Origin of the sequence: Streptomyces sp. KR55, assembly GCF_052245645.1 — a bacterium.
GTDB lineage: Bacteria > Actinomycetota > Actinomycetes > Streptomycetales > Streptomycetaceae > Streptomyces > Streptomyces flavusporus.
Genome location: NZ_JBQQCE010000843.1, coordinates 1 through 2031, shown reverse-complemented (window position 1 = coordinate 2031; position 2031 = coordinate 1). Strand labels below are relative to the sequence as shown.

Genomic DNA, 2031 nt, shown 5'->3' with positions numbered 1-2031 from the left:
CTCATCGACCAGATCCGCGACTTCACCCTCGCCTACGACGACGAGGCCCACCCGTTCCGCTGGACCTACGACGGCACCCCACTCAAAGCCGCATGACCCTCGCAAGATCAATGCATTGCTGCACTAGTTCACCGCGTCGAAAGGCTCGTCGTGCCATCGCCAGCCGGCGGTGCCGTCGTCGTGGATGTGCAGCATGAACTCAGCGACCGGACTGCCGTCGGGAAACGTCATGGTGAGCGCACTGCGGATCTGGGTGTAGCAGGCGTCGGCCTGCTCCCAGTCCTCCTCGTCGACAGCCCGCTCTTGCTCAGTGAAGAGGGGACGGAACTCTTCAAAGCCAGGAAGTGTCTCGACTTCAGCGTGAGTCCAGGGCATATCGGCGCCGGTCACGGTCAGCCGGGCAATCTCCTGGTCGCCCTGATTGAGCCGCCAGATACTGCCGATGGTCAGGTTCAGGTTGGTCATATCCCCATGATGGCGCTCACCACCGACAGGCCGGAAGTGCGATCATCGCACCTTCTCGATCATGGGCACGACCATCTCACACAGCGGAAGTTGGTGGGTGCCATGTTGAGTCGCTGTGCCGCTTCGGTGGGCAGTTGGGGCGGGCTCGCCAGTATGCCGAGCGGCTCCCCCTGAGCGCCCACACCAGGATGATGTCTGCTGAAGTGGGACAGGTCACCTGTACCGAGACAAGAGCCACCCCAAAGCGAGATACCGTCTCACTCAAACCCGTTCCGGCCCCCTGCATCGCAAGATCCCGCACAGACCAGTGCGACAAGCCGCGGTTCGCTGAGACGGGACACCTGTTCGGTCAGCCTGCTCAACCTTCGATGAGGAAGAGGCCCACCGACCAGCCTTCGGTGAGAACGCTCAACCTTCGCTGCGACGGAACAGCCGGACTAGCGGCGGCCGCCCGGCCCGTTGATGTCCCGTCTCTGTCGATCTGGCCCCTATCTCATGTGATGTGGTCCGGTGCGGTTGAACCTTCCCCTTGATCGTGGACACCTGGAGACTGGACGTGAGGTTCCAGAGGAAGTAGTGCCAGGTGGGAAGCAAGAGCAACCGCAGCAGGCGGTACACGGAGGAGTTCAAGCGGGACGCGGTCGCGCTCGTGCGCTCCTCCGGGAAGACCGTCACCGAGGTGGCCCGGGAGCTCGGGGTCAGCGCCGAGGGACTGCGCAACTGGGTCAAGCAGGATGCGATCGACCGCGGGCAGGGGGCGCCGGGAGAGCTGACCACGGCCGAGCGCGAAGAGCTGCGCCGACTGCGGAGGCTGGCCGCCGAGCAGGCGGAGACGATCGAGGTGCTGCGAAAAGCGGCGGTCTTCTTCGCGAAGGAGAGCGATCGACGAGCGAGGTGTACGCGTTCATCGAGGCGGAGAAGACCACCCACCATGTTGCTCTGTTGTGCCGGCTGCTGAAGGTGGCCCGCTCCTCCTTCTACGCATGGCTGGCCGGCGAGCAGGCCCGGCGGGCGAGGAAGGCCGCCGATGACGCCCTGGCCCACGAGATCACCGTGCTGCACCTCGCCTCGAAGCGCACCTACGGGGTGCCGCGCATCCACGCCGGGCTGCGTCGGCTTGGACACCGCGTGAACCGCAAACGGATCGAGCGCGTCATGCGCGAACGCGGCATCAGCGGCGTCACACGGCGCAAGCGCCGCAGCCTGACCCGCCCGGCCAAAAGGGCGGTGCCCGCCCTGGACCTGGTCGGCCGCGACTTCACCGCGAGCGCGCCGGGGATGAAGCTGGTCGGCGACATCACCTACATTCCCACCGATGAGGGCTGGCTGTATCTGGCGACCTGGCTGGACCTCGCAACCCGCGAGGTCGTCGGCTACTCGATGGCCGACCACCACCGCGCATCCCTGGTCGTCGACGCGTTGCGGATGGCCGCCGGACGCGGTCGGCTCCAGCCCGGCTGCATCGCGCATTCGGACCGCGGCAGCGAATACACCGCAGACGAACTCCGGTGCGAGATAAATAAGTTGGGGCTGCGGCAGAGCATGGGCCGCACCGGTTCGTGCTTC

The 2031-nt window shown here is 65.7% G+C and carries 3 protein-coding genes; 2 read left to right on the top strand and 1 reads right to left on the bottom strand.

What is annotated here, in order from left to right:
* Window positions 1-123 precede the first annotated feature (123 nt).
* Complete coding sequence (locus ACTWQJ_RS50850; RefSeq protein ID WP_443313111.1) at window positions 124-465, bottom strand: hypothetical protein; 342 nt, start codon at window positions 463-465, stop codon at window positions 124-126.
* A gap of 583 nt (window positions 466-1048) precedes the next feature.
* Between ACTWQJ_RS50850 and ACTWQJ_RS50845 the strand changes: the two genes are divergently transcribed.
* Both ACTWQJ_RS50845 and ACTWQJ_RS50840 read left to right on the top strand, forming a co-directional pair.
* The gene (locus tag ACTWQJ_RS50845) at window positions 1049-1423 is read left to right on the top strand and encodes a transposase (RefSeq protein WP_443313110.1); all 375 of its coding nucleotides are present in this window, start codon (window positions 1049-1051) and stop codon (window positions 1421-1423) included.
* A partial coding sequence (locus tag ACTWQJ_RS50840; protein ID WP_443313109.1) for an IS3 family transposase occupies window positions 1360-2031 on the top strand: 672 nt, incomplete at its 3' end. The genes ACTWQJ_RS50845 and ACTWQJ_RS50840, both read left to right, overlap by 64 nt.